Annotated in this window: 18 protein-coding genes and 1 other RNA gene; 12 read left to right on the forward strand and 7 right to left on the reverse strand. The window is 72.2% G+C overall.

Annotated features, from left to right (window positions below):
• Positions 1–38: 38 nt before the first annotated feature.
• The 5 genes from ABZ454_RS33185 to ABZ454_RS33205 all read right to left on the reverse strand — a co-directional run bounded on the left by ABZ454_RS33185 (position 39) and on the right by ABZ454_RS33205 (position 10,133).
• Positions 39–2,207 (reverse strand): bifunctional glycosyltransferase family 2 protein/CDP-glycerol:glycerophosphate glycerophosphotransferase, encoded by a 2,169-nt coding sequence (locus ABZ454_RS33185; RefSeq protein WP_359543311.1) that lies wholly within the window; start codon positions 2,205–2,207, stop codon positions 39–41.
• Positions 2,208–2,419: 212 nt separating this feature from the next.
• Positions 2,420–3,343: a carbohydrate ABC transporter permease gene (locus ABZ454_RS33190; protein WP_359543312.1), complete on the reverse strand. Its 924-nt coding sequence runs from the start codon at positions 3,341–3,343 to the stop codon at positions 2,420–2,422.
• Positions 3,340–4,626: a sugar ABC transporter permease gene (locus ABZ454_RS33195; protein WP_359543333.1), complete on the reverse strand. Its 1,287-nt coding sequence runs from the start codon at positions 4,624–4,626 to the stop codon at positions 3,340–3,342. The genes ABZ454_RS33190 and ABZ454_RS33195 overlap by 4 nt, the downstream gene beginning before the upstream one ends.
• 148 nt (positions 4,627–4,774) lie before the next feature.
• Positions 4,775–6,145, reverse strand: a complete 1,371-nt coding sequence (locus ABZ454_RS33200; protein WP_359543313.1) for an ABC transporter substrate-binding protein — start codon at positions 6,143–6,145, stop codon at positions 4,775–4,777.
• A gap of 217 nt (positions 6,146–6,362) precedes the next feature.
• Positions 6,363–10,133, reverse strand: coding sequence for an FtsK/SpoIIIE domain-containing protein (locus ABZ454_RS33205; RefSeq protein ID WP_359543314.1), 3,771 nt, complete (start codon positions 10,131–10,133; stop codon positions 6,363–6,365).
• A gap of 533 nt (positions 10,134–10,666) precedes the next feature.
• On the opposite strand from ABZ454_RS33205, the gene ABZ454_RS33210 reads away from it, so the two are divergent.
• From ABZ454_RS33210 to prfB, 3 genes are all read left to right on the forward strand, one after another.
• Complete coding sequence (locus ABZ454_RS33210) at positions 10,667–12,340, forward strand: protein kinase (RefSeq protein WP_359543315.1); 1,674 nt, start codon at positions 10,667–10,669, stop codon at positions 12,338–12,340.
• 167 nt (positions 12,341–12,507) lie between these two features.
• Positions 12,508–13,758 carry a serine/threonine-protein kinase gene (locus ABZ454_RS33215; RefSeq protein WP_359543316.1) on the forward strand — a complete coding sequence of 417 codons (1,251 nt, stop codon included), beginning with the start codon at positions 12,508–12,510 and terminating at the stop codon, positions 13,756–13,758.
• A 71-nt stretch (positions 13,759–13,829) separates the two neighbouring features.
• Entirely contained in the window at positions 13,830–14,936 is a 1,107-nt protein-coding gene (prfB, locus tag ABZ454_RS33220; protein WP_356321567.1) for a peptide chain release factor 2, read from the forward strand.
• Positions 14,937–15,015: 79 nt separating this feature from the next.
• Here the strand turns inward: prfB and ABZ454_RS33225 are convergent, their stop codons facing one another.
• Positions 15,016–16,365, reverse strand: coding sequence for a histidine-type phosphatase (locus tag ABZ454_RS33225; protein WP_359543317.1), 1,350 nt, complete (start codon positions 16,363–16,365; stop codon positions 15,016–15,018).
• 413 nt (positions 16,366–16,778) lie between these two features.
• Here ABZ454_RS33225 and ABZ454_RS33230 point away from each other — a divergent pair, with 413 nt between their 5' ends.
• Entirely contained in the window at positions 16,779–17,690 is a 912-nt protein-coding gene (locus ABZ454_RS33230; protein ID WP_359543318.1) for an LPXTG cell wall anchor domain-containing protein, read from the forward strand.
• Positions 17,691–17,831: 141 nt separating this feature from the next.
• Here ABZ454_RS33230 and ABZ454_RS33235 read toward each other — a convergent pair whose 3' ends face one another.
• Positions 17,832–18,032, reverse strand: a complete 201-nt coding sequence (locus ABZ454_RS33235; protein ID WP_356319254.1) for a hypothetical protein — start codon at positions 18,030–18,032, stop codon at positions 17,832–17,834.
• A 268-nt stretch (positions 18,033–18,300) separates the two neighbouring features.
• Here ABZ454_RS33235 and ftsE point away from each other — a divergent pair, with 268 nt between their 5' ends.
• From ftsE to ABZ454_RS33275, 8 genes are all read left to right on the forward strand, one after another.
• Complete coding sequence (gene ftsE, locus ABZ454_RS33240) at positions 18,301–18,990, forward strand: cell division ATP-binding protein FtsE (protein WP_356319253.1); 690 nt, start codon at positions 18,301–18,303, stop codon at positions 18,988–18,990.
• 23 nt (positions 18,991–19,013) lie between these two features.
• Positions 19,014–19,931, forward strand: coding sequence for a permease-like cell division protein FtsX (gene ftsX, locus ABZ454_RS33245; RefSeq protein WP_356319252.1), 918 nt, complete (start codon positions 19,014–19,016; stop codon positions 19,929–19,931).
• 68 nt (positions 19,932–19,999) lie between these two features.
• Positions 20,000–21,187 carry a S41 family peptidase gene (locus ABZ454_RS33250; protein WP_356319251.1) on the forward strand — a complete coding sequence of 396 codons (1,188 nt, stop codon included), beginning with the start codon at positions 20,000–20,002 and terminating at the stop codon, positions 21,185–21,187.
• Positions 21,188–21,205: 18 nt separating this feature from the next.
• Positions 21,206–21,694, forward strand: a complete 489-nt coding sequence (gene smpB / locus ABZ454_RS33255; RefSeq protein WP_219569826.1) for an SsrA-binding protein SmpB — start codon at positions 21,206–21,208, stop codon at positions 21,692–21,694.
• 120 nt (positions 21,695–21,814) lie between these two features.
• Positions 21,815–22,202, forward strand: a transfer-messenger RNA (tmRNA) gene (ssrA, locus tag ABZ454_RS33260).
• 410 nt (positions 22,203–22,612) lie between these two features.
• Entirely contained in the window at positions 22,613–23,290 is a 678-nt protein-coding gene (locus ABZ454_RS33265) for a hypothetical protein (RefSeq protein ID WP_356319250.1), read from the forward strand.
• Positions 23,291–25,486, forward strand: a complete 2,196-nt coding sequence (locus tag ABZ454_RS33270; RefSeq protein ID WP_359543319.1) for a glycosyltransferase — start codon at positions 23,291–23,293, stop codon at positions 25,484–25,486.
• A gap of 296 nt (positions 25,487–25,782) precedes the next feature.
• Positions 25,783–26,982: an acyltransferase gene (locus ABZ454_RS33275; protein WP_359543334.1), complete on the forward strand. Its 1,200-nt coding sequence runs from the start codon at positions 25,783–25,785 to the stop codon at positions 26,980–26,982.
• Positions 26,983–26,993: the final 11 nt, after the last annotated feature.

Consider the following 26,993-nt stretch of genomic DNA (forward strand, 5'->3'; position numbering starts at 1 on the left):
CGAAGGCCCCGGTGGCGGGCCCTTCGGCGGGCGCCCGGTCAGACCGTCGCGGTCGGGGCGGGCTCCTCGCCCAGCAGGACCCGGCGCACCACGCGCTCGGCGGCGCGGCCGTCGTCGTACGGGCAGAAGCGGGCCCGGAAGGCCGTCAGCAGCGCCTTGCTCGCCGGACCGTCCCAGCTGCCGTCGGTGAAGATCCGCGCCAGTTCGTCCGTGGTCGTCGCCACGGCGCCCGGGGTCTCGCCGGGCCTGCCGGAGAGCAGGTCGAAGACGACGCCGCGGACCGTGCGGTACGTCTCCCAGTCGGGGGCGTGCACCACGATCGGACGGTTCAGGTGCGCGTAGTCGAACATCACCGACGAGTAGTCCGTGATCAGCGCGTCGGCCGCCAGGCAGAGCTCCTCGATCCGCGGGTGGTCGCTGACGTCGATGACCGACGGGCTCTCGGGCAGCCCCGCGCCCCCGTAGAAGTAGTGCGCGCGCACCATGACCACGGTGTCCGGGCCGACGGCCGCGCAGAACCGTGCCAGGTCCAGGCGGCTGGTGTAGGCGGCCTCGTAGTCGCGGTGGGTGGGCGCGTACAGCAGGGCGCGCTGCCCGGGCCGGATGCCGAGGCCCACGCGGGCCGCCCGGACCTGGTCGTCGGTCGCCGACGCGAGGACGTCGTTGCGCGGGTACCCCGTCTCCAGGCTCCGCGCGGCGCCCGGGTAGGCGCGGGCCCAGACCTCGGTGGAGTGCGGATTGGCGGAGACGCTCCAGTCCCACCGGTCGACGCGCTTGAGCAGCCGGTCGAAGTTCAGCCCCTGGGCCGCCGCCGGATAGTCCTGCTGGTCCAGGCCCATGATCTTCAGCGGGGTGCCGTGGTGGGTCATCACATGGACCTGGCCGGGCCGTTTGACCACGTGGTCGGGGAAGTTGACGTTGTTGAAGAAGTACGTGGCGCGGGCCATCACCGCCCAGTAGCGCCGGGTGCCGGGCACCACGTAGTCGATGCCCTCCGGCAGGGTCTCCACCTGGTTCCGGGAGACCACCCACACCCCGCGCACCCCCGGCGCCAGCTCCTGGGCCTTGCGGAAGATGGCCTCCGGATTGCAGCTGACCCCGCGGTTCCAGTACGCGGCGTAGACGGCGAGCCCGCCGTCCAGCGGCAGTTTGCGCTGGCACCAGTAGTAGCGCCTGCTCAGGCCGCGCCTGAACCGCTCCCGCACCGCGTCCGGCGCGGCCCGCAGCCCGCGGCGCAGGGCAAGGGCCGTGTCGAGGGCGCCGAGCGCGGCGTACCGGCCGCTGCCGATCAGCCGGGGCCGCAGCCCGCGCGCGCCGCCCGGGAGGCGGTACCCGGCGGGCCGGTACGCGCGGTGGAAGGCGGCGACGGAGCGTACGTACCGCCTGCGTCGGCGCGTCACCGTCGGATAGCCGGACAGCAACTCCTGGAGGGCCCGTTCGAAGAGCGGCGCCTGCACGGGGAGCAGCCGGGGGCGCTCCCGGACGAACTCCATCAGCCCGGCGTACGCGTCGACGAGCTCGGTGGACGCCGTGTCCGGCGCGGTCTCGTCGTCGAGGCCCGGGAGGTGGCGCTGCTGGCGGTGCTCGACGCAGGCAACGGGCAGGACGGTCACGGACTCGGCGGCGGCGAGGGTCTGGAGGGCGTAGATCCGCTCCCCGTGCCGCCCCGGGCCGAAGGCCAGCTTCTCGCCTTCGTGCAGGGTGCGGCGCACCGCCCGGTTCCAGCACACCGGGGCGATGTCGAGGAGCGCGGACCGGCCCGCCGCCGCCAGCGGGCCGTCGGACAGCTCGCCCAGCAGCGCGAGGGACCTGCTGGGCCGGGGGCGCCCACGGAACGGCCGCTTGTGATGGCCGAACAGCAGCAGGTCGGGGTCGCCCGCCGCACCGAGCCGGTCGGTGACGGCCGCCAGCGCCCCCGGCAGGAGGACGAAGTGCGCGTCCAGGAAAATCAGATACTCGCCGACGGCCCGCTCGGCCCCGGCGTTGCGGCACCCTTCCGGGCCCGCGCCGCTCGGCAGGTGGATGGCCTGCACCCGGCTGTCCCGGCCGGCGAACTCGTCGAGCAGCAGCGCCGAGCCGTCCGGCGTCCCGTCGGCGACACCGATCACCTCGATGTCCGTGAACGACTGGGAGAGCACCGACTCCAGGCATGCGCGCAGGCTTCCCCGGGCGCGGCGGACAGGGACGATGACACTCAGGCGGGGCATACAGACTCTTTCTCGGACATGCGTGCGCGGCGGCATGGACCGGGCGCGGCGCGCCGGGGCACACGCGCCGATGGCGGAGGCGGGTACTCCGTAAACGTCCGATGGAGTGACAGGGTTACGCCGAACACCTGCGGTCCCGCCGAACGCCGGGCAGGGGCGGCCCCGCCGGAATCGGCGGGACCGCCCCTGGTCGATGTGCGCGGGTGCGGCGGCTACTTGACCGCGCCCGCCATCACGCCGGAGACGAACTGGCGCTGGAAGGCGAAGAAGACCGCGAGCGGAATCACCATCGACACGAAGGCGCCGGGCGCCAGTACGTCGATGTTGTTGCCGAACTGCCGCACCTGCTGCTGGAGCGCCACGGTGATCGGCGGCGAACCGGAGTCCGCGAAGATCAGCGCGACCAGCATGTCGTTCCACACCCAGAGGAACTGGAAGATGCCGAGCGAGGCGATCGCCGGCCCGCCCAGCGGCATCACGACCCGGGTGAAGAGCCGGATCTCGCCCGCCCCGTCGAGCCGCGCCGCCTCCAGCAGCTCCCTCGGGATCTCCGCGAAGAAGTTGCGCAGCAGGAAGATCGCGAAGGGCAGACCGAAGGCCGTGTGGAAGAGGATCACGCCGAACGTCGTCTCGAAGATCCCGACCGCGCCGAAGAGCTTGGAGACGGGGATCAGGGCGACCTGGACCGGCACCACCAGCAGCCCGACGACCACCAGGAACCACCAGTCGCGGCCCGGGAACTCCATCCAGGCGAACGCGTATCCGGCGAGCGAGCCGATCACCACGACCAGGACCGTCGACGGAACGGTGATCAGCACCGTACTGAACAGCGAATCGGTGATCGTCGAATTGTCCAGAAGCCGTGCGTAGTTGTCGAAGGTCAGCTCGGAGGGGGCGGTGAAGACCTTCCACCAGCCGGTCGCCGCGATCCGGTCCGCGCTGCGCAGCGAGGACAGCATCAGACCGATGGTCGGCATCAGCCAGAACAGGGCCACCAGGATGAGGAAGACCCGCATGGCTCCGCCGGCGGCCAGGGCCGCGAGCCGTGCGCCGAGCGAGCGCCGGGCCTTCACCGCGCCGGGGCCCGGGGCGCCGCCCGGTCCGGCCGGGGCGGTCGTGGCCGAGGGTGTCGTCATCGGCGCCCCTCCTTCCGTATCCGCCTGATGTTGAAGAGCATCACCGGGATCACCAGCAGCAGCAGGACCACGGCGATGGCGCTGCCCACCCCCAGGTCCGCGTCCGTGCCGAACGAGGACCGGTAGAGCTGGAACGCCAGCACGTTCGCGTCGTCCTGCGAGGAGCCCGGCGCGATGATGAAGACCAGGTCGAAGATCTTCAGCACGTTGATCATCAGTGTCACCAGCACCACCGCGAGGACCGGGGCGAGGAGTGGCACGGTGATCCGGCGGAACACCTGCCACTCGTTGGCCCCGTCCACCCGGGCCGCTTCCAGGAGTTCGCGCGGCAGCCCCGCCAGACCGGCCGCGATCAGCACCATGGCGAAGCCCGCCCACATCCAGACGTAACTCCCGATGATCCCGGGCGTCACGAGCGACGGACCGAGCCAGTCGACCCCGTTGTACCGCTCCCTGAAGTTCGACGCGGGCAGGCGGAGTTCGGCCCCGTCCGCGGAGGCGGGCAGGGTGAACACCCCGTCGGCGCCCGCGGTGGCGGAGGCGACCACCTCACCGTCCTTGACGGCCTCCACCTTGATTCCCTTGAGGCCGAGCTCCCGGGCGTCGATGACGTTCGGCGTGCCCCCGCCGCCCTTGGTGAAGTCCAGCCACGCGGTGCCGGTGATCGTCCCGTCCCCGCCCCTCTCCGGGGCGCGGGCGGGCTGGGCGTCGGAGGGCATCTTCGCGGGCAGCACCCCGACCAGCGGCAGCGGGACGGGCTGCCCGGCCCGCACCGGCGTCTTGGTGACGAAGGCGCCGCCGCCCGCCGCCTTCAGCGGATGGACGGGCAGCGGATGCGCCTTGGGGAAGCCCGCCGACTCGGCGAACGTGTCGTGCACGCCCACCCACACGGCGTTGGCGACACCGCGTTCCGGCGCCTGGTCGTACACCAGCCGGAAGATGATGCCGGCGGCGAGCATCGAGATCGCCATCGGCATGAAGACGATCAGCTTGAACGCCGTTCCCCAGCGGATCCGTTCCGTCAGCACCGCGAAGATCAGCCCGAGGGCGGTGGAGATCGTCGGGGCGAAGACCACCCAGATCGCGTTGTTCTTGACCGCCGTGCGGATCGTGTCGTCCGCGAACAGCGCCTTGTAGTTGTCGAATCCGGCGAACCCGGTGCCCGCCTGGTCGAAGAACGACCGGTAGACGGAGTACACGATCGGGTACACCACGAGCGCGCCGAGCAGGACCAGCGCCGGCAGCAGGAACAGGGCCGCGATGACCCGGCGGGTCCCGGTCACGCTCCTGCGGCTGCGCCCGGTGTCCCGCGGGCCGGACGGCTTCCCGGACACCGGCTCCCTGGGGGCGGGCACCGAGGTCCCGCCGGACGGTTGCTTGTCGGCGGGGAGCGCCTCGTCGGCGCCCCCCGCTGCGGCTGTCGTCATCGCGTCAGCTCTTGTACGCCTTGGCCGCGTCGGACTCCAGTTTCGCCTGGGTCCCCGCGATGTCCTTCGGGTTCTTCAGGAAGTCCTGGAGGGTCTTCCACTCGCCCTTCCCGGGCGTCCCGCCGAACGACTGCGGAGCCTGGTCGGACATGTCGAACCGGACGGCGTCCCCGGCCGCGACCAGCGCCTTCGCCATCGTGCGCTGCACCTCGTTGGGGTACGCGGCGGCGTCCAGGGCCTTGTTCGGCGAGATGAAACCGCCCTGCTCGGCCATGATCTTCGCGGCGTCGGTGGAGGCCAGCCAGGTCAGCAGGGCCTGGGCGCCCTTGCTGTCCTTCAGGGCCACCGCCGCGTCGCCACCGGTCACCACGGGCGACTCGGCGCCCACCGCGGGGAACGGGAACACCTTGGCGTCCGTACCGATCTTGGCCTTCGTCTGCGCGATGTTGATGCCGACGAAGTCACCCTCGAAGACCATGGCGCCCTTGGGCTGGTCACCGCCGGTGAAGGTCTGGGTGACCGAGGCCGGGAACTCCGTCTGCAGCGCGCCGTCGGCGCCGCCCGCGATCAGGGACGGCTTGCCGAACAGCTGCGCCAGCGTGGTCAGGGCGTCCTTGACGGACGGGTCCGTCCACTTGATCTTGTGCTGGGCCAGCTGGTCGTACTTCTCCGGGCCCGCCTGGGAGAGGTAGATGTTCTCGAACCAGTCGGTGAGCGTCCAGCCGTCCGCGCCGCCGACCGAGACCGGGGTGACGCCCGAGGCGGACACCGTCTCCGCAGTCGCCAGGAAGTCCTTCCAGGTCTTCGGCTCGCTCGCGCCCGCGTTCTCGAACGCCTTGGCGTTGTACCAGATCAGGGACTTGTTGGCGGCCTTGAAGTACACCCCGTACTGGGTGCCGTCCACCTGTCCGAGGTCCTGCCAGACCTGGGAGTAGTTCTTCCCCAGCTGGGCCTTGGCCTCGTTGCCGACCGGCTTGGCCCACTTCTTCTCGACGGCCTGCTGAATGGCGCCGACCTGCGGGATCATCGCGACGTCCGGCGGCTGGCCGCCCGCGATCTTCGTACCGAGGAAGTTCACGATCGGGTCCTGCGCCGGGACGAACGTCACCGTCGCGCCCGTGCGCTTCTCGAACTCCTTGAGGACCTTGACGAAGTTGGCCTGCTCGGGCCCGGTCCAGACCGCGGCGACCGAGATCTTCTCGCCGTCCAGTTTCGGTAGTACGACGCTCGGCGCGCTGTCGGTCCCCTTGGACGGGGTACCCCCGTCGTTCGATTCCTTTCCGCCGTCACCGTCGTCGCCGCAGCCGGTGAGGGCCAGCGCGCCGATGGCGGTGAACACCAAGGCGGCCCTGCGAATCCGAAGCGTTGTGCGCATCCCTGCCCCGTCTCTCCTGTGCGCGTAGACGGACCGGGCACCGGCCGGACTTCCGCCGGTACCACTCATCCCTCACGTCGTCCTGTGCGCACAGTCCTACGCCCGGCATCCGGGTGCCGCAATAGCGCCATCGGGCCCAACTCGGTGATCGTAATGGGCTCGTGACGTGAGGTCAGTGCGGGTGGCCGCCGATCGCGGACGGCCGGGCCGCTCTCGCTCAGGGGCGGGCGGGCACCAGGGGCGGCAGCGGCTGGGCGTTCACCGAGCGTGCCGCCCGCTCCAGCGCACTGGCCAGGAGCGCCAGGTCCGTGGGCCCGTTGCCCAGTTCACGGAGCGGGCGACGGGTGGGCGGATCGCCCATCCGCTCCCACTCCAGCGGCACGACCGTGGGCCGCAGGGTCGCCGTACGCGGGATGCGGCCGGTCACCCGGCCGCCCTGGAACGGCGTCACCCGGCCGTCGGGGTGGCCCAGCCGCCCGCGGCCCGGCGCCGGCTCGTCCGGCGAGGGCGGCACGACCGGCGGATCGAGCACGACGCGCAGCCGCGCCCCGCGGGCCAGCTCGGTGTCCTCCGTGCGGTCCGGGCGGGCGGATGCCGCGACCAGGTGGATGCCGAGCCGGCCCCCGTCCCTGGCCACGGCCTCCAGCGCCCGTACGACCGAGCCCGCGGCCGGCCGGCCCGGGCTGCCCAGCGCCGGGGCTATCAGCGCGTCGAAGTCGTCGACGAGCACGACGAGCCGGGGCAGCGGCGAGGGCCCGGGGTCCGCCGCCCGCGCCGTGGCGGGCCGCAGCCGCAGGGTGCCGCTCATGGTGGAGTCGATGTCACCGCGCTGTTCGGACGGGCCGGAGGGCCGTGGTCCGCCCATCCGCCGCGCCACCTCGTGCCGGCTGTGCCAGTCGGCGAAGCCGAGGCCGCCGAGCAGTTCGGCCCGCCGCTTCACCTCCCCGCCCAGTGCCTGGGCGAACTCCCGCATCCGGACCGGATCGGAGGCCACCAGGTGCGTGAACGCGTGCGGGAGTTCGGTGCAGGGGCGCAGACTCTCGCCGCGCTCGCCGCCCGCCCCGTCGACCAGCAGGATCCCGAGCCGGTCGGGCCGGTCGGAGGCGGCGAGGGATGCGGCGACCGCCCTCAGCAGTTCCGTACGTCCGCTGCCGCCGGGCCCCTCGATGAGCAGGTGCGGCCCCTCGTCGGCGAGATCCACGCTCACCGGGCCCCGGGGCCCGGCCCCGAGCACCACGACGGGGCGTCCGGCCGACCCGCCTGCCGCCGATCCCTGCGCGGCGGGCACGGGCGCCCGCCCGGACTCGGCACCGCGCGCGGCGACCTGGGGCGCGTCCGCCTGGCGCGGCCCGCTGACCCGGTTCGAGGAGCGCGCCGATCCGACGGTACGCAGGCTGTCGGCGCCCTGGACGTCCGCGGCCCCACCCCAGGCACGGGTGTCCGAGCCCGGCAGCGTGCGCGAACTCGGGGTATCCCCAGGGCCGCCGTCGTAACGCGGGCTTCCCGCACGGGGGTACGGGGTGCGGCCGGAGCCGCGGTCGTCCGAGCTGCCGGGGTACGGGGTGCGGCCGGAGCCGCGGTCGTCCGCGCTGCCGGGGTAGGGGGTGCGGCCGGAGCCGCGAGTGTCCGCGGTGTCGGGGTAGGGGGTGCGGCCGGAGCCGCGAGTGTCCGCGCTGCCGGGGTAGGGGGTGCGGCCGGAGCCGCGGTCGTCCGAGCTGCCGGGGTACAGGGCGCGGCCCGAGCCGTGGGTCTCCGCCGCGCCGGGGTACGGGGTGCGGCTGGAGCCCCTGCTGTCGGGGTACGGCGTGCGGCCGGAGCCGTGGGTGTCGCCGCTGTCCTCGGCGCCCCGTGAGGCGCCGGTCCGCGGTGGGTCGGAGGAGGTGCGCTGGGCGCCCACACGGGGGTCGGCGCCTTCCGGGTGGGCGGTGCGGGCCGAGCCACGGGCGTCGTCGGCCGCCGCTCCCGTACCGCCCGTCCAGCTGCCCGCGCCACGGACCGTGGCCCCCGGCTGGGCGTCCGCCGCCGAGGCCCAGCGGGCCATCAGTGAGGCGGGGGTGGCACGGGCCAGGCCCAGTTCGTCCAGGAGGCGGGCGGACGGGGGGAGCGCCACCGCCGCGCGGTGCCCCGGCAGCGCGGTCGAACCTTCGGCGCGCAGCGGAGCCAGCGCCCGCGCGAACCGCTCCGCCCAGTGCGCCGACACCGCGTCCACCGTGGCCACCGTGCCGTGCCCGGCCGCCCGGCCGCCCGCCGTGCGCAGCAGCCGCAGGGCCGTCGCCACATCCCCGCTGAGCATGGCCACCGCCCCGCACTCCCGGAAGGCGATCGAGGCGTGGCAGGCGGCCTCGTACGTCGCGGCGACCGGTGAGGTGGGGGTGGCGGCAGGGGTCTCCGCCAGACAGATCAGGTGGATGCCCGCCGCCGCCCCCGCCGCGGCCAGCCGGGCGGTGTTCTCGCGCAGCACCGCGGAACCGGGGTCGCCGTCGACGACCACCACCGTGAACGGGCCCTCGTGGTGCCGGGCGGCCTCGGCGATCGTCCCGGGGTCGAGGCTCGCCCAGCCGGGGCCGAGCGGGCCCTCGTCCAGGCGGCGCACCAGCTCCGTGGTCCGGGCGACCGCCTGCTCACGGTCGAACGCCAGCAGCAGCCGGCAGTCCTGGCCGTGCAGCGGCCGCAGGTGCGGCAGCCAGCCGAGCCAGGCCCACTCGCGCCGTCGCTCGTCCGTGCCGCGCGCCCGGTCCGTGCTGATCAGGACGATCTCCAGATCGGCGGGGGAGTGCAGGGCGGCCAGCTGGGCCACGGTGGAGCGGGCGAGCCCCGCCAGCCGTTCCCGTGGTCCGGCGAGCCCGAGTGAACCCGCCTCGCGCAGCCCCACCGTCACCGGCACGATGGGCAGGGCCGCGCGGTCGGTCGTGCCCAGCCGGACCACCAGCGCCTCCGGGTGCGCGGTGTCGCGCTCCCACAGGCGCGGCCCCGGGCCGAGCGCGGTCAGCAGGACGGAGGCCGGATCCGGCCAGGTGCCCTCGGGAGCGGTGGGCGGCGCCGTGAACGTTTCGGGGGGCTCCGGGTGGCCGGCCTCGTCGGGCAGGCCCTCCTGTACCGGGTCGCCCTTGCCGCTCGCGAGCCGGCGGGCCCAGGCGCCTATGCCGCCGCGCCGGGGCGCGCCGTCGTCCGGCACCCGGCCGGTACGCCCGGGGCCGGAGCGCGGGGGGTGCGCCGGGGCCGGCCCGTCCGGGCCGGCGGAGCGCTCGTGTTCCTGGGCGGTGTCCGGACCGTCGTGTTCCGCCGGCCCCCCGTACGCCGGCCCGTAGCCGTGATCCTCGGCCGCCGGAGCGGTGGCCGGGGCCCTGGCCACCCGGAGATGGCCCTCGCCGTCCGGTGCCGTGTCCAGCGTCGGCGTCCGCGCGCCGGAGGTGAGCCGGAGCGTCGACTCGCCGAGCCGGAGCAGTGCGCCGGGGTGCAGGCGGACCGGACGGTCGCGGACGTCCGTACCGTCCAGCGAGGTGCCGTTGGTGGAGCCGAGGTCGGCGACGGAGACCCGGCCGTCCGGGGAGACCGTCACCGCGCAGTGCAGCCGGGACACGTCCGGGTCGTCGAGCGGGACGTCGGCGTCGGCCGAGCGGCCGATCCGGATCTGCCCGCCGTGCAGCAGGTGGACCCCGCCCGCGTCCGGCCCGGCGATCACGTGCAGCTGGGCCGGTACGGCGTCGTCCGGCGTCTCGTCCTCGCCCGGGACCTGGAGCGAGAGCACCGCCCCGTCGACCAGGGGCGGCTCACCGAGCGCGCTCCGCTGCGCGTCGAGCCGCTCGCGTCCGGCGAACAGCACCACCGCACCGCTGCCGAGGGAGCCGTCGGGCCCGGAGACGGAGGCGGCCAGGTGGGACGCCACGGCGGCCAGCGCCGTCCCCGCGGGGGCGGTCACCAGCACGTCGCAGGCGCGCGCCGGGTTCTGGCCGCTGCGCGGCGCGAGGACGGTCAGCCGGATCTGCATCGCCGTCAGCGGTCCCTTCTGCGCGCGGTGTCCGGCAGGGGAGACGCCCTGTGATTCCCCCCACCCGGCACGGACGCGTCGTCCGGTACAGGTTCGTCACGTACCGCAGGGCTCCCGACCCCACAGTTCCGTGCTGGAGGCATCCTCGCACCTGCCACTGACAACACGCCCGGGGGTCACCGCTACGTGATCTTGAAAGGTCGGCTGTGCGCCCAAAAGTGCCGGGTTGGCCGGTTCCCCTGGACGCGCGGAGCCCGGCCAGGGCCGGGCTCCGCGTGCTCCCTGCCGGGGGCCGGAGCCGTTCCGCCGGATCCAGGGCCGGCAACCATCCGCCCGGGGGGAGCGTCTTGTTCCGCAACCGGTGCGCCCGGGCGGCGGGCAGACCGCAGCCCTCCGGAAGTTACGGAGAATGTCGACAAAAAGGTAACCTTCCCGACTCGGCCGTCCACTGCGGCCGCCCCACTAGAGTGGTCCGCAAACTCCGGACGGATCCGGGGGACCGCAAGCACCACGAGCAGCAGGGAGCGCATGACGTGCGGCCGGTAGGCAGCAAGTACCTGCTCGAGGAGCCGCTGGGACGCGGCGCCACGGGCACCGTCTGGCGCGCCCGCCAGCGCGAGACCGCGGGTGCCGAGGCGGCCGTCGCCGGCCAGCCCGGCGAGACCGTGGCGATCAAGGTCCTCAAGGAGGAGCTCGCCAACGACGCGGATGTCGTGATGCGGTTCCTGCGCGAGCGCTCCGTCCTGCTGCGGCTGAGGCACGAGAACATCGTGCGCACCCGCGACCTGGTCGTGGAGGGCGATCTCCTCGCCCTCGTCATGGACCTGGTCGACGGCCCCGACCTGCACCGCTACCTCCGCGAGAACGGCCCGCTCACCCCGGTCGCCGCCTCGCTGCTCACCGCGCAGATCGCGGACGCGCTCGCCGCCAGCCATGCCGACGGCGTCGTCCACCGCGACCTGAAGCCCGCCAACGTGCTGCTCTCGGAGCGCGACGGCGCGATGCACCCGATGCTCACCGACTTCGGCATCGCCCGTCTCGCCGACTCCCCGGGCCTGACCCGGACCCACGAGTTCGTCGGAACGCCGGCCTACGTGGCGCCCGAGTCGGCCGAGGGCCGCCCGCAGACCTCCGCCGTCGACATCTACGGCGCAGGAATCCTGCTGTACGAGCTGCTCACCGGCCGTCCGCCGTTCGCCGGCGGCACCGCGCTCGAGGTCCTGCACCGCCACCTCAGCGAGGAGCCCCGCCGCCCCAGCACCGTCCCGGCCCCGCTGTGGACGGTGATAGAGCGCTGCCTGAGCAAGGACCCGGACCGCAGGCCCAGCGCCGAGAACCTCGCCCGGGCGCTGCGCACCGTCGCCGCCGGCATCGGTGTGCACGCGAACTCCGCGCAGATCGCGGCCGCCGACGGGGTGGGCGCCCTGCTCGCGCCCGACCCGGCGCCCACCGCCGTACCGGAGACGCCGGGAGCGGCCGACCCCACGCAGGTGCTGCCGAGCACCGCCGGCTCGTACGACCCGAACGGCTACGACCCCAGCGCGGCCACCAGCGTCCTGCAGCAGAACGCGGGACCCGGCGGCGGTCACGCCGACCCGACCGCCGTCATGCCGCCCGTCCCGCCGCGCCCCGAGGGGTCGCCGCAGCCCGACGGCCCGCACCCCTGGCAGTCCCAGCTCCAGGCCGCCCGCGACCGCAACGAGCAGACGCAGGTCCAGTACCTCGACCCGAGCCAGGACCCGCTGCGCCGCCGCCCCCAGCGCCAGCAGCCGCAGCAACCCCAACAGCCCCAGCAGCCGCGTCGCCAGCAGCCGCCGCAGTACCGCCAGCAACCGCAGCAGCAGTACCAGCCGCAACAGCAGCAGTACCAGCCGCAGCCCCAGCAGCAGTACCAGCCGCAGCGCCAGCAGTACGCGCCGCCGCAGCCCCAGCAGCCTCAGCAGCCGGCCCAGCGCCAGCCCCGTGAGCCGAGGCAGCGCGGCGCCAACCCGATGAAGATCCCCGGCCTCGGCTGCCTGAAGGGGTGCCTGTTCACGCTGGTGCTGCTCTTCGTCGCGAGCTGGCTGATCTGGGAGCTCACCCCGCTGAAGGACTGGATCGGGCAGGGGCAGGGCTACTGGGACGCGATCACCGACGCCTTCTCCACCGTCAGCGACTGGATCTCGAAGCTGGGCGGCGACAGCGGCAGCGGTGGCAGCGGAACCTGACCGGACTTTGTGGCTATATCGACTTCTGCGGATCAATTCCGCGGCAATTCGCCCGCAGAAGTGAAGGTTGGCGCCATCCAGGGCACGCAACCCCCCATTTGCCGCGTAGCTTTGTCGACCGGGGGTTGTTGAGCGAGGGCCCATCGCCAGCCGCTGAGGGAGCAGTCTTGGCACGGAATATCGGCAGCCGGTACACCGCCCACCAGATATTGGGGCGCGGCAGCGCCGGCACGGTGTGGCTCGGCGACGGCCCCGAGGGGCCCGTCGCCATCAAGCTGCTCCGTGAGGACCTCGCGTCCGATCAGGAACTCGTGGGCCGCTTCGTCCAGGAGCGCACCGCCCTGCTCGGACTCGACCATCCGCACGTCGTCGCCGTCCGCGACCTCGTGGTGGACGGCAACGACCTGGCCCTGGTCATGGACCTGGTCCGCGGCACGGATCTGCGCACCCGCCTCGACCGGGAGCGCCGGCTGGCCCCCGAGGCCGCCGTCGCGATCGTCGCGGACGTCGCCGACGGCCTCGCCGCGGCGCACGCGGCCGGGGTGGTCCACCGCGACGTCAAGCCCGAGAACATCCTGCTCGACATGGAGGGCCCGCTCGGCCCCGGCAACTCCCACCCCGCGCTGCTCACCGACTTCGGTGTGGCCAAGCTGATCGACACCCCGCGCCGGACCAAGGCCACCAAGATCATCGGTACGCCGGACTATCTGGCCCCCGAGATCGTGGAGGGCCTCCCGCCGCGCGCCGCCGTCGACATCTACGCGCTGGCGACCGTGCTGTACGAGCTCCTCGCGGGCTTTACGCCGTTCGGCGGCGGTCACCCCGGCGCCGTCCTGCGCCGCCACGTCACCGAGACCGTCGTCCCGCTGCCCGGCATCCCCGACGAGCTCTGGCAGCTGCTGGTCCAGTGCCTGGCCAAGGCCCCGGCCTCCCGGCTGCGCGCCTCCGAACTGGCGGCCCGGCTGCGCGAGCAGCTCCCGCACCTGGCCGGCATCCCGCCGCTGGACGTGGACGAACCCGACGACGAGTCCGAGTCCGAGGCGCACGGCCAGGCCTACGACGAGCAGCAGTACACCCCGGCGGCCGAGGAACCCCGCCGCCGCGGGGCCGTGCCGCTGGTCCCCGGCTCGTCGCCCGACTCCAACCGGGACACCCACACGAGCATGCGCGTCCCGGGCCCCGACGAACTCTCGGGCGGCCCCCGCGGCACCGCACGAGCCCCCCGCGCCCCGGGCAAGCCCCGCCCCGGCTCGGCCCGCAACAACGCGGCGGCCGTCCGCAAGCGCCGCCTGACGCTGGGCGCGGCGGCGCTGGTGCTGGTGGTGGGACTCGGCGTCGGCGGCTGGCTGGCGCTGAGCGGCGACGACGCGGGCGCGGACCCGCAGGACACCAGGAATTCGGCCCCGGCCAGCCCCTGATCCGGACCTCCGCGAAGCCGCGATCACGCGGTCCGAGGAATGCCCGCGCCGACAGCCGTTACGCTGGACCCGTGGCAGTCGTCGATATTTCCGAAGAGCTGAAGTCCCTCTCCTCGACCATGGGGTCGATCGAGGCCGTCCTGGACCTGGATGCGCTGAGGGGGGACATCGCCGTGCTCGAGGAGCAGGCCGCCGCGCCGTCCCTCTGGGACGACCCGGAGGCGGCGCAGAAGATCACCAGCAAGCTTTCGCACCTCCAGGCCGAGGTCCGCAAGACAGAGGCCCTGCGCGGCCGGATCGACGACCTCGCGGTCCTCTTCGAGCTCGCCGAGGACGAGGGCGACGCCGACGCGCTCGCCGAGGCCGAGGCCGAGCTGACGTCGGTCCGCAAGGCGCTGGACGAGATGGAGGTCCGCACGCTCCTCTCGGGTGAGTACGACGCGCGCGAGGCCCTCGTCACCATCCGGGCCGAGGCCGGCGGCGTCGACGCCGCGGACTTCGCCGAGAAGCTCCAGCGCATGTATCTCCGCTGGGCCGAGCGGCACAACTACAAGACAGAGGTCTACGAGACGGCGTACGCCGAAGAGGCCGGCATCAAGTCGACCACCTTCGCCGTCGAGGTGCCGTACGCCTACGGCACGCTCTCCGTCGAGCAGGGCACGCACCGGCTCGTCCGGATCTCGCCGTTCGACAACCAGGGCCGCCGCCAGACGTCCTTCGCGGGCGTCGAGGTGCTGCCGGTGGTCGAGCAGACCGACCACATCGAGATCGACGAGTCCGAGCTGCGCGTCGACGTGTACCGCTCCTCGGGCCCCGGTGGCCAGGGCGTCAACACCACGGACTCCGCGGTGCGCCTGACCCACCTGGCGACCGGCATCGTCGTCTCCTGCCAGAACGAGCGCTCGCAGATCCAGAACAAGGCGTCCGCGATGAACGTCCTCCAGGCGAAGCTCCTCGAGCGCCGCCGTCAGGAGGAGCAGGCGAAGATGAACGCGCTCAAGGGCGACGGCGGAAACTCCTGGGGCAACCAGATGCGCTCGTACGTCCTGCACCCGTACCAGATGGTCAAGGACCTGCGGACGGACTTCGAGATGGGCAATCCCGAAGCGGTCTTCAACGGCGAGATCGACGGCTTCATCGAGGCCGGCATCCGCTGGCGCAAGCAGAGCGAGAAGTAGTCCCGCCGGGCGGGACGGATACGACGAGGGGCGTGGGAGCCGTGGCTCCCACGCCCCTCGTCGTACCGGGTGAACGGGGTCAGGAAGCGGTACGGCCCAGGCACCGCTTCAGTTCGTCGACCGCGTAGTAGTAGCTGCCCTTCGCCACCGGCTCGCAGCCCTTCTTGAACGCGGTCTGCTTCTCGTTGTAGAGCATCCGCACCAGGTACCGGTTCCCGTTCTGGAACAGGTCCCACTGGATGTTCGTGGCCATGGACGCCACGGACTCGCCGCGCCACGGGTTGTCGGCGTACGTGTACGGCCGGGCCTCCGACACGGGCTTCGTGCTGCCGGGCAGACCCATGAGCGCGGCCAGCGGGATGATCTCCTCCGCGTGTGTGAACCGCAGCTCGGCGCCCGCGTTGCTCGTACCGGCCCGTCTGGCGTCGATCTTCGTGAAGAAGTCGTCGAGCAGGACGTTCGCCATCTTGTACGTGATGTCGCTGTCGTCGAAGCCCGGCCCCTTCTCGTAGAAGTCCTCGGCGTCGCTGAGGTAGGCGAACCACCGCGCGTCACGGGGCGCGAGGTAGCGCTCCATGTCCCAGTCGCCCTCGTCGGCCATGGCCGGGGCGATGCTGTAGAGGGCGTAGACCGCCTGCGCGGCCTCCACCTCGGTGGCGACGGAGGCGAACTCACCCGCCGAGATCCGCTCGACGAAAGCGGGCTTGAAGATCTTCCTCAGCACGTTGCGGGCCGCGGTGTGCGAGGCCGGCTGGTCGGTGATCCCGTCGAGGGTGGCGGCGAGCCGCTCGTCGTTCTCGACGTAGTCCCGGTACGCGGCGCCGCCGGCCGACTTGTGGAAGTAGAGAAGGTCGGCGTCGGTCCTGGCCGGAGTGATGAGGGGCGCCAGGGCCGGGTCGTTCTCCGCCAGCGCCTCGGCGAACAGGTTCCCGCTGTCGACGGCGCGGTCCTTGCCGGAGTTGACGACGTTGATCTGCTCGGAGTTCTCGGCGATCTGCCGGAAGAGCCCGGGAAGCCGCTTCTCGAGCCGCGCGGCGGTGTCCTGGATCTCGCGTACGCCCCGCCCGCTGAGCTGTCCGTAGCCGATCGCGTCCATGGCGGCGAGCAGTGCCTTCGTGTCGCCGCCGAACCGCTCCCCGGTGCGGGTGAGCTGGTCCTCGCTCCGCGCCTTCTCCCACAGGGCCAGGATCAGGTCGCCGTCCTCGCTGTCGGACGCCGCGCGCGAGCCGTGGCGGGAGACGTTCTCGGTGAACACCGGCACGAAGCCCTTGGGGGCGGGCTGGTACGTCCGCGGGTTCTGCTGCGGCGCGTAGGGGGTCTTGGTGGCGTAGAAGCCGGAGGAGCCGGGCTGGGCCTGGGCCGGCAGCGCCGCCGGCAGCAGGGCGGAGACGGCGAGCGTCAGGGAGAGTGCGGCGGTGCGCTTCTGCATGGGTTCACCGGGCTTCGGGACGAGTCGGTTCGGTCGGACGCCCGCATCATGATCCGTACGGATGAACCGGGCATGGCCGCGGCACGACCGACAGGCGTCCGAAACGGACCGGGGCGCACAGGAGTTGGCGTGGCGAGTTGCGTAGATGGCGTGGTGAGTGCGTCACAGTCGTGGTTCTGAACACCAGTCAACTCACCTCAAATTCGGGCACATCTCACACAACGGCCTTGACGTACTCCTTAACTCTGGACAGGGTGCTGGGGCAGCATGCGTATGTCTGGGACAGGTGTGATCGGGGGCGGGCGGCACGGCCACGGCACGACGTGGGCCCTGCTGCGGGCGCGACTCCGGCAGGACCGTGGACCCGCATATGGCTGCTCCATGACGAGAACGGCTACTGGGGGTAGCAGGACATGACGAAGAAGACGCGCGTACGCGTCGCGCGAATAGCCGCGGGTGCGGTGATCGCCGCAGGTGCCTCCCTGACTGTGGCAGGCGCGGCCCAGGCCGCCGGTATCGGCGTCGACATCGCCGGCATCGGTGTCAAGGCTGAGGCCGACGAGGGCGGCTTGGTCGTCGGCATAGGCGGCGAGGCGGACGGTGGCGGCGACGCTGCTGCCGCTGGTGGTGGCGACGCGGCCGGTGGCGCGGACGTCGCCGGTGGCGCCGACGTGGCCGGCGGCGGTGACGCCGCGGCTGGTGGCGGTGACGCCGCTGCTGCCGGTGGTGGCGATGCGGCCGCCGCTGGTGGCGGTGACGCGGCTGCCGCTGGTGGTGGCGACGCGGCTGCCGCCGGTGGTGGCGACGCCGCGGCTGGTGGCGGTGACGCGGCTGCCGCTGGTGGCGGTGACGCTGCTGCCGCTGGTGGTGGCGACGCGGCTGCCGCCGGTGGTGGCGACGCTGTTGTGGGTGGCGGTGACGCGGCCGCGGCTGGTGGCGGTGACGCTGCCGCCGCAGGTGGCGGTGACGCGGCTGCCGCTGGTGGCGGTGACGCTGCCGCTGCCGGTGGTGGCGACGCGGCCGCGGCTGGTGGCGGCGGCGCGGCCGGTGGCGGTGACGCGACCTCCGGTTCCTCGACCAACGGTGGCAGCACCGGCGACACCGGCACCTGCACCGTCGACCTCGACGGCGCCGAGTGCGCCGACAACACCGACACCGACTCGGTCGGCAACCAGCCGGTCGAGCAGGGCAAGGGCAAGGACGAGCTCGCCGAGACCGGTGCCGCCGAGACCACGTTCCTGCTGGTCGGCGCCGCGACGATGATCGCCGGAGGCATCGGCTTCCGGTTCCTGCCGCGCCTGGTGAACGGCCGCACGGCCGCCTGACCGGCAGCAGCGGTACCCGTACACACACAGGGGCCCCGGACGCCGATGGGCGTCCGGGGCCCCTGTGCGTGCGTCTGCGGGTACGAGGATGAATCCGGTGCCGGCCCGGTGCGAGCGCGGGCAGACGGACGCAGGGGCGCGCTACACCGTCTGGTGCGCCAGCAGGGCCAGCGCGGCCAGCAGCACCACCATCAGGGCCACCAGCATCGCCGGGCTGAGCCCCGCGAACGCTCCCTGCTCCTGTTCCTGCTGCAGTCGCGCGCGGCTGGCCCGGCACACGGGGCAGCGGCCCTCGTTCACGGGCGCCGCGCAGTTCGCGCACACCAGTCGGTCATAGGTCATGCGCTTTCCTCCTCCCGCGCGGCGGAGCCGCACAAGCCTTCACTCCGCCCAACGCTCACGGAAACGCAACCGTTCCCCTACCACTGTGCCAGCTCTCGCGGAATTCGGCTCGGCCCCCCGGTCACCTCCCGGCCCGTTCCCCTCACGGCGGAGCCCGGAGCGGTGCCGTTTCACCGTAAAACACCCATCCCGGTACGCGCGCCTGCACGTGCGAGCCCGGTTCGCGTATGGTCACGCTCACCTACTCCCGGCCGACCGTGGTGCATCCGTGATCCGATTCGACAACGTCTCCAAGACCTACCCGAAGCAGAGCCGCCCCGCTCTACGGGATGTGTCTCTCGATATCGAGAAGGGCGAGTTCGTCTTCCTGGTGGGCTCCTCCGGCTCCGGCAAGTCCACCTTCATGCGACTCATCCTCCGCGAGGAGCGGGCCAGCCAGGGCGCGGTCCACGTCCTCGGGAAGGACCTCGCGCGCATGTCCAACTGGAAGGTGCCGCACATGCGCCGCCAGCTGGGCACGGTGTTCCAGGACTTCCGCCTCCTCCCCAACAAGACCGTCGCGGAGAACGTGGCGTTCGCCCAGGAAGTGATCGGCAAGCCGCGCGGCGAGATCCGCAAGGCGGTCCCGCAGGTCCTCGACCTCGTCGGCCTCGGCGGCAAGGAGGACCGGATGCCCGGTGAGCTCTCCGGTGGTGAGCAGCAGCGCGTGGCGATCGCGCGGGCCTTCGTCAACCGGCCCATGCTGCTGATCGCGGACGAGCCGACCGGCAACCTCGACCCGCAGACCTCGGTCGGGATCATGAAGCTGCTGGACCGGATCAACCGGACCGGGACCACCGTGATCATGGCGACCCACGACCAGAACATCGTCGACCAGATGCGCAAACGCGTCATCGAGCTCGAGCAGGGCCGTCTCGTACGCGACCAGGCGCGCGGCGTCTACGGCTACCAGCACTGAGCACCCAGCACTGAAAGGACGCCATGCGCGCCCAGTTCGTCCTGTCGGAGATCGGCGTCGGCCTCCGTCGCAACCTCACGATGACCTTCGCCGTCATCGTCTCCGTCGCCCTCTCGCTTGCCCTGTTCGGTGGCGCGCTGCTCATGCGCGAGCAGGTCAGCACGATGAAGGACTACTGGTACGACAAGGTCAACGTCTCCATCTACCTCTGTGGCAAGGGGGATGCGGAGACCGTGGTCCAGTGCGCCAAGGGTGCGGTCACCGCGCAGCAGAAGAAGGAGATCGAGGGCGATCTCAAGAAGATGGACGTCGTCGAGACGGTGATCTACGAGTCGTCCGACGAGGCGTACAAGCACTACCAGGAGGAGTTCGGCGACTCCCCGATGGCGGGCAACATCACGCCGGACCAGATGCCGGAGTCCTTCCGCGTCAAGCTGCACGACCCGACGAAGTACAAGGTCGTCGCCACGGCCTTCGCCGGGCGTGACGGGGTGCAGTCGGTCCAGGACCAGAGAAGCATCCTGGACAACCTCTTCGGCCTGATGAACGGCATGAACGTCGCCGCGCTCTTCGTGATGGCGCTGATGCTCGTCATCGCCCTGATGCTGATCGTGAACACCGTCCGGGTGTCCGCGTTCAGCCGCAGGCGGGAGACGGGCATCATGCGGCTCGTCGGGGCCTCCGGCTTCTACATCCAGATGCCGTTCATCATGGAGGCCGCGTTCGCCGGCCTGATCGGCGGCGTACTGGCCTGCGTCATGCTGCTGGCCGGGCGCTACTTCCTGATCGACGGCGGACTCGCCCTCCAGGACAAGCTGAACCTGATCGACTTCATCGGCTGGGAGGCCGTCCTCACCAAGCTCCCGCTGGTGCTGGCGATCGGGCTGCTGATGCCCGCGGTCGCCGCTCTGTTCGCGCTGCGCAAGTACCTCAGGGTGTGACGTGCGCCCCGTGCGGCGCGCGGTCAACCGGCCGTGCGCCCCCGGGGTGTTGTCCTAGAATCGGCGCCATGTCAGGCCGTGCGTACTGTGTCGGGCCCCGCGGCCTCCGCCGCGGGGCGGCCCTGACCTTGGTCTTCGCGAGTGTCCTCGCCACGGCCGCCGCCACCGGCTCGCTGCCGCGCGGGGACGGGCGGAGCACCGGGACGCAGACCCGGTCCGTCGCCGCGGCCGTCGACCGGGGGGCGGTGGCCGACGCGGCCGCGGAGGCCGTGGCCGACGGCAAGTCCGGTACGGAGGCGGCCGAGGAGGCCGTCAGCCGCAGTGGGGACCGCTGGGGCGCGGTCTACGACGAGCGGGAGTACCAGGAGTTCGAGCAGGCCCTCGACGGTTCGTACACGGGCGTCGGGCTCGCCGCCAGACGTTCTGCCGACGGGCTGGTCACGGTCACCCGGGTCCAGCCGGGCAGCCCCGCGGGGCGGGCCGGGATCCGCGCCGGTGACCTGCTGCGCACGGTCGACGGCCACCGGGTCGACCGGCGCCCCGTCTCCGACGTCGTGGCACTGCTGCGGGGGGACCGTACCGGGGCCGCCGTCGGCACCACCGTCGTCCTGGGCGTCCAGCGGGGTTCCGTCACCCGGACCGAGACGCTGCGGCGGGCCCGTCTCGCCACCGAGGCCGTCTCCGTGCGGCGGCTCGGCCCGTACCGTTCCGATTCCTCCGACGCCGTACTGATCGAGGTCGACTCGTTCACCAAGGGGTCCGGGACCGCCGTCCGCGACGCGGTACGGAAGGCGCCGCAGGGCGCCGGGGTGCTGCTGGACCTGCGGGGCAACTCCGGCGGACTCGTCACCGAGGCCGTCACCGCCGCCTCCGCGTTCCTCGACGGCGGTCTGGTCGCCACGTACGACGTGCACGGGGAGCAGCGTGCCCTGTACGCGGAGGCGGGAGGCGACACCGAACGCCCCGTCGTCGTCCTCATCGACGGCGGGACCATGAGCGCGGCCGAGCTCCTGACGGGCGCCCTGCAGGACCGTGGCCGGGCGGTCACGGTCGGTTCGCGCACCTTCGGCAAGGGGTCGGTCCAGATGCCGAGCAGGCTCGCGGGCGGTTCCGTGGCCGAGCTGACCGTGGGCCATTACCGCACTCCGGCGGGCCGCAGCGTCGACGGCCGGGGCATCACCCCCGACCTCGCGGTCAGCGCGCGGGCCCAGGAGCGGGCCGAGACGGTATTGAGTGGCCTCAGGGGTGGGTCGTAGTGCGAAAATGGCCGCACTATGGCTAAGGAAAAAGACACCGGTCGCAAGATGGTCGCGCAGAACAAGAAGGCGCGACACGACTACACCATCCTCGACACCTACGAGTGCGGCCTCGTCCTGATGGGCACCGAGGTCAAGTCGCTGCGCATGGGCCGGGCCTCGCTGGTCGACGGCTTCGTGCAGATCGACGGCGGCGAGGCGTGGCTACACAACATCCACGTCCCGGAGTACGTCCAGGGGACGTGGACCAACCACTCCGCCAAGCGCAAGCGCAAGCTGCTGATGCACCGGGCCGAGATCGACAAGCTGGAGTCGAAGTCGCAGGAGACGGGGCACACGATCGTGCCGCTCGCCCTGTACTTCACCAACGGCCGGGTCAAGGTCGAGATCGCGCTGGCGAAGGGCAAGAAGGAGTACGACAAGCGGCAGACGCTGCGGGAGAAGCAGGACACGAGGGAGACGAACCGGGCGATCTCGGCGGCCCGCCGCCGTCAGCGGAGCGCCTGAGAGCGCCGTGCCGGTGGCTGCCGGCCGGTGCGGCAGGAATACGCTGGCATCGTCGTGCGTTGGTCACGTACGATGGCGCTGCACCCCACGGGGTGTGTACCACCTTTGAAAAATCAACATGGGGATGATCGGTTTCGACAGCGGATGTCGAAGCAGGGGAAGCGAGTCGAGGAAGCGGCAATGATCTCGTAAACCATATGTCGCAACCAATAATCGCCAATTCCAAGCGCGATTCCTCCGCCTTCGCCCTCGCTGCCTAATTAGCAGCTAAGCGAAGACTCTGCGGAGTGTCAGCCCGGGGGTGATCCCGACCCGGATCCTGGCATCAACAAGGGATCTAAACTTCTAGGCCCGGTCACGGGGCCTGGAAGGAATTCAAACAGTGGCTGGGCCTGTCGGAGGCTTGTTCGCGTGACCTCCGGGGCCGAGAAAAGCGTAGCGAACTGCACTCGGAGAAGCCCTGGTTCCGCACCGTTGGACGCGGGTTCGATTCCCGCCATCTCCACAATTCCCATGTGAACGAGGACCCCGCTGCCACCGGCAGCGGGGTCCTCGTTTTTCGTCCCCACCCGCCCGCGGACCGCGGTCGCGAGCGGCCCGGCCCGCCGCGTCGGGAGCCGCTCGCCACGCTGGGCCGGACCGGCGCGCAGGGGCGTGCGCCCCGGCGCGCGATCCCGCGCCGCGCTCCCGTGGACGACCCGCAGGGACAGTCCCCGCACCACGGTTCGAGAACAGATGCATCACTCATGACGAACAACACCTGTCCGGGGGGTCGGACTCCCGTCGGCGTGCGCTACATTCATGGCCCGGGTGCACTGTGGTAGGGGGCGCGCGAGGACAGGGTGGGGGCCCGGTCCTACGGCGCACAGACGGTCAGTTGCGCGCACCCGATCCTGAGTGGGGGAAGTGCGTACAACTGTGGAAACTTGGCGTGAAGGTGCCCGTACGGGGCACACCCACGAGCCGAACGAAGTCACCATCCAGCTCGACGGACTGGGACGGCAGCTCTCCGAGCTCCTCCCGGAACCCGGCGTTCCGGAGGGCTCGGACGGCCCGGTCTTCGTCGACGAGAGCGGCCGGCGCGGCAAGACGCTCCGGCGTCTGGGCTGGGTCCTGGCAGCGATCTGCGTCGGCTACGCGGTGACGCTCGTCGTCGCCCTGCTCGGAGGCAACTCCAGCGCGCCCTCCCTGCCGCTCTCCGGCCAGGAGGAGCACCGCACGGCGAACGAGGTGCAGACGCCGGCCCCGCCGGGGGCGAGCCCGGGCAGCCAGGCCTCCCCCGGCACGGCGCCCGACGTGTCGGCGTCCGCCACCCCGCGGACCGGCGGGAACGCGGCCGTCCCCGCCGGAGCCGGCAGCTCCACGGCCCCGGCTGCCGAGACCTCCGCCTCGGCGCCCGTCGTACCGTCCGCACGGCACACCGGGACGGGCTCGGACACCGTCGGCGGCGCGCCGGGCGGCGGGACGTCCGCCTCCACACCGGTCGTCGGCCCCGGCACGGCGAGCGCCGATCCGGCGACGGCGCCCGCGGACCCCGCGACCTCGACCGCCGGAACACCGGACCCCCCTGTGCAAGAGCAAGAAGGCGCCAGCTAGATGACCAACCCCGCCCCGCGGGGCAGGCACCACCGTAAGAAGCAGTCCCGGCGGCGCAAGCTCCCCATGCGCTACATGTTGCCGTTCCTGTTCCTCGTTGCCCTGCTCGCCATGTTGATGCTGCGCGGCTACGTGCACAGCGAGATCCTCGCCGACCACCGGATCCAGCCGCCGGCCGCCACCGACCGGGTGCCCGAGCAGGTGCTGGAGGGCGGCCCGGTCATCGACGCCCGCAGCGCCACCGAGCCCGCCAAGACGCTGCGCATACCCGATCACCGGATCGTGCTGACCTTCGACGACGGCCCCGACCCGGTGTGGACCCCCCGGGTGCTGGACGAGCTGAAGAAGCACCACGCGCACGGCGTCTTCTTCGTCACCGGCACCATGGCCTCGCGCTACCCCGGTCTGGTGGAGCGCATGGTCAAGGAGGGGCACGAGGTCGGGCTGCACACCTTCAACCACCCCGACCTCTCCTACCAGTCCACCAGCCGCATCGACTGGGAGCTGTCCCAGAACCAGCTGGCGCTGGCGGGCGCGGCCGGCATCCGTACGTCCCTGTTCCGGCCGCCCTACTCCTCGTTCGCCGACGCCATGGACGACAAGTCCTGGCCGGTCACCCAGTACGTCGGCAGCCGCGGCTACCTCACCGTCGTCAACAACACCGACAGCGAGGACTGGAAGCGGCCGGGCGTCGGTGTCATCTCCAAGAACGCCACGCCGAAGAACGGCAAGGGCGCCATCGTCCTGATGCACGACTCCGGCGGGGACCGGTCCCAGACCGTGGCCGCGCTCGGCCACTTCCTGCCGAAGATGCAGGAGAAGGGCTACGAGTTCACCAACCTCACCGACGCCCTCGGAGCCCCCAGCGCGCACACCCCGGTCACCGGGTACGCGCTCTGGAAGGGCAAGGCGTTCGTCACCGCCGTGGGGGTCTCGGAGCACATCACCGATGTGATGGTGGTGGGTCTCGCCGTCATCGGGGTGCTGGTCATGGCCCGTTTCGGTCTGATGCTGGTGCTGTCCTTCGCGCACGCCCGCCGCGTCCGCAGACGGGACTTCAGCTGGGGCGAGCCGCTCACGCGCCCGGTGTCCGTCCTGGTGCCCGCGTTCAACGAGAGCAAGTGCATCGCCAACACGGTCCGTTCGCTGGTGGCGAGCGACTATCCGCTGGAGGTCATCGTCATCGACGACGGTTCCACGGACGGCACCGCGGACCTCGTCGACCGGATGCGGCTGCGCCACGTCAGGGTGGTGCGCCAGCGCAACGCGGGGAAGCCCGCCGCGCTGAACAACGGCATCGCGCACGCCCGTTACGACATCATCGTGATGATGGACGGCGACACCGTCTTCGAGCCGTCCACCGTCCGCGAGCTGGTGCAGCCGTTCGCCGACCCGCGGGTCGGGGCCGTCGCCGGCAACGCCAAGGTCGGCAACCGCGACTCGCTGATCGGCGCCTGGCAGCACATCGAGTACGTGATGGGCTTCAACCTCGACCGCCGGATGTACGACATGCTGCGCTGCATGCCCACCATCCCCGGCGCGGTCGGGGCGTTCCGCAGGGACGCGCTGAACCGGATCGGCGGCATGAGCGAGGACACCCTCGCCGAGGACACCGACGTCACGATGGCCCTGCACCGGGACGGCTGGCGCGTCGTCTACGCGGAGAACGCCCGCGCCTGGACCGAGGCGCCGGAGTCCGTGCAGCAGCTCTGGTCGCAGCGCTACCGGTGGTCGTACGGCACGATGCAGGCCATCTGGAAGCACCGGCGCGCGGTGATCGAGCGCGGCCCTTCGGGCCGCTTCGGACGCGTCGGGCTGCCCTTCGTCGCCCTGTTCATGGTCGTCGCCCCGCTGCTCGCCCCGCTCATCGACGTCTTCCTGCTGTACGGCCTCGTCTTCGGCCCCACCGAGCCGACGGTCGTCGCCTGGCTCGGTGTCCTCATGCTGCAGGCCGTCTGCGCCGCGTACGCCTTCCGGCTCGACCGGGAGCGCATGACGCACCTGCTCTCGCTGCCCCTCCAGCAGGTTCTCTACCGGCAGCTCATGTACGTGGTGCTGCTCCAGTCCTGGATCACCGCTCTCACCGGCGGCCGGCTCCGCTGGCAGAAGCTGCGCCGTACGGGAGCCGTGGAGGCGCCGCGTGCGACGCCGCGCCAGGCGACCGGACACAGCACCGACCGGAGGCCCGTCGCGTGACGTACCCCAGCCCCACCCCGCCGGGTCCCGGTCCGCACGAGGACCAGGGACCGTACGAACCGGCCCGGCCGTACCAGCGGTACGACGAGCCGGGGCAGCCGTACCAGCGGTACGGGCCGCCGGACCAGCGGTACGGGTCGCCGGACCAGCGGTACGCCCCCGCGGGCCAGGCCCACCAGCCGTACGCGCCGAGCCGGCCGTACGACGGCTACGGACCGCTCCCGCCGGCCCAGCCGTTGCCGCAGCCGGCTCCGCAGGCCGTGCCGCCGCGGACCCCGGACGCACCGGCCTCCGCGATACCCGGGGCGGCCCCCGCGCCCGGGCCGAAGAAGCCCGGCCGGGACCGCTACTTCGACCTGCTCCGGGCCCTCGCGCTGTTCCGCGTCGTCCTCTACCACCTCACGGGCTGGGCCTGGCTGCCGATCGTCTTCCCGTCGATGGGCGTCATGTTCGCCCTGGCCGGCAACCTCATGGCCCGCTCGCTGAAGCGGCCCGCCGCGCAGGTGATCCGCAGCCGCGTCCGCCGACTGCTGCCGCCGCTGTGGCTGCTCGGCGCGATCGGCGTCACCGGCATGGTGCTCCAGGGCTGGGGGCCGGACGCCGACGGGCACCCCGGCTGGTGGTGGACCCATCTGCTGCTCTGGGTCCTGCCGCTCAGCGATCCGCCGTTCGCGGAGGAACTGCCCGGCATCCACGGCTTCCTGGGCGAGACCTGGGCGAGCGACCTGGCCGGACCCCTGTGGTACATCCGCGCGTACCTCTGGTACGTCCTGATGTCGCCGCTGATCCTGCGGGGTCTGCGCAAGATGCCCTGGCCGACCCTGCTCGCCCCGCTGGTGCTGGCCTTCGTCATGTCCCGGGAGCTGATCTCCACCCCGGAGCGCATCGACTCGGCGATCACCGACTTCAGCACGTTCGGCGCCTGCTGGGTGCTCGGGATGGCGCACCAGGAGGGCATCCTGAAGCGGCTGCCGTCCTACCTCGTGCCGTCCCTCGCCCCGGTCGTCGCCGCGCTGGGGCTGTGGTGGGCCTCGCACGAGGGCTTCCGGTCCGGTTTCGACCTGGACTCCATCCCGCTGGCCCAGGCCCTGTGGTCGTTCGGCTGCGTCGCGCTCCTGCTGCACTACAGCCCGTCCTGGACCGAGTGGCCCAAGCGGCTGCGCGCCTGGGACTCCACGATCACGCTGCTCAACTCACGCGCGGTCACGATCTACCTCTGGCACAACGTCTGCATCCTGGTCGCCGCGACGATGTACGACCGGTTGTGGACCGTCGACGTCATCGGCGAGAACGTCCCCTGGCTCCTGGAGAGCTGGGTACCGGTCCTGCTCTTCGCCTGGGCGCTGATCGCGGTGTGCATCCTGGCGTTCGGCTGGACCGAGGACGTCGCGGCGAAGCGCCGGCCGCAGCTGTGGCCGAACGGCGCCCCGAAGAAGGACCGGCGGCCCGGCGCGGCCCCGGGCCGGCCCGAGGGGCGGTCCGCCCAGGTCCGCTGACCACGGTCTCA

This window comes from Streptomyces sp. NPDC005803, assembly GCF_040630435.1.
Taxonomy (GTDB): domain Bacteria; phylum Actinomycetota; class Actinomycetes; order Streptomycetales; family Streptomycetaceae; genus Streptomyces.